Origin of the sequence: Parasphingomonas zepuensis, from assembly GCF_036663735.1 — a bacterium.
GTDB lineage: Bacteria > Pseudomonadota > Alphaproteobacteria > Sphingomonadales > Sphingomonadaceae > Sphingomonas.
Genome location: NZ_JAXOJO010000052.1, coordinates 1 through 1,213, shown reverse-complemented (window position 1 = coordinate 1,213; position 1,213 = coordinate 1). Strand labels below are relative to the sequence as shown.

Here is a 1,213-nt window from a genome sequence, read left to right as displayed (position 1 = left end):
GGCGACGATGCGCCCGAGATCAGCGACGCGGCATATGACGCGCTGATGCGGCGCAACGTCGCGATTGAGGCTGCGTTTCCGGCGCTGGTTCGCGCGGACTCGCCTTCGCGCCATGTCGGAGCCGCGCCCGCCGCCCATCTGGCAAAGGTGCCGCACGCGCGCGCGATGCTGAGCCTCGACAACGCCTTTTCGGACGACGAGGTGGTCGAGTTCATCGCCCGCGTGCGCCGGTTTCTCAATCTGGGCGACGCCGACCGTGTTTCGTTGACGGCCGAGCCGAAGATCGACGGCCTGTCCTGCTCGCTGCGCTATGAGAAGCGCAAGCTGGTGCTGGCCGCGACGCGCGGCGATGGACAAATGGGCGAGAATGTCACGGCGAATGTGCTGACAATTGCCGACATCCCACGCGAACTGCCCGCTGATGCACCGGATGTGTTCGAGGTGCGCGGCGAAGTCTATATGGCGAAGGACGACTTCCTCACGCTCAACGCCAGGCTGCTGGCCGAGGCGGAAGAGAGCGGAAAGGAAGCCCGCCAGTTCGCCAATCCCCGCAATGCCGCGGCCGGATCGCTGCGGCAGAAGGACGCCGCCATCACCGCATCGCGTCCATTGCGGTTCCTGGCGCATGGCTGGGGCGAGGTCACCTCCCTGACCGGCGAGGCACAACACGACGTGATGAAAGCGATCGAAAGCTGGGGATTTCCGGTCCACCCGCTGTTCGTTCACTGCGATCAGGTCGAGCCAGCACTGGCGCAGTATCGCAAGATCGAGAAACAGCGCGCCGACCTGCCCTTCGACATCGACGGCGTGGTGTACAAGGTCGATCGGATAGACTGGCAGGGGCGGCTTGGCTTTATCGGGCGGGCGCCACGCTGGGCACTCGCGCACAAATTCCCGGCCGAACGCGCCGAAACGACGCTCAACGCCATCGACATTCAGGTCGGGCGCACCGGCAAACTGACCCCGGTTGCGCGGCTGGAGCCGGTGACCGTGGGCGGCGTCGTGGTTACCAACGCCACGCTGCACAATGCCGACGAGATTGCGCGGCTGGGCGTGCGGCCGGGTGACCGGGTGCTGTTGCAGCGTGCAGGTGACGTGATCCCCCAGATCGTGGAGAATCTGACGAAGGACAACCCCGGGGCACCCTATGTGTTCGAGCAGAAATGTCCGATCTGTCAGTCCGAAGCGACCCGCGAGGAAGGCGAGGTCGATT

Annotated in this window: 1 protein-coding gene; it reads left to right on the top strand. The window is 65.3% G+C overall.

Annotation, left to right across the window (positions count from 1 at the left end; genetic code table 11):
* On the top strand, nt 1-1,213 hold a 1,213-nt coding region (gene ligA, locus U1769_RS25145), incomplete at both ends, for an NAD-dependent DNA ligase LigA (protein WP_332720890.1).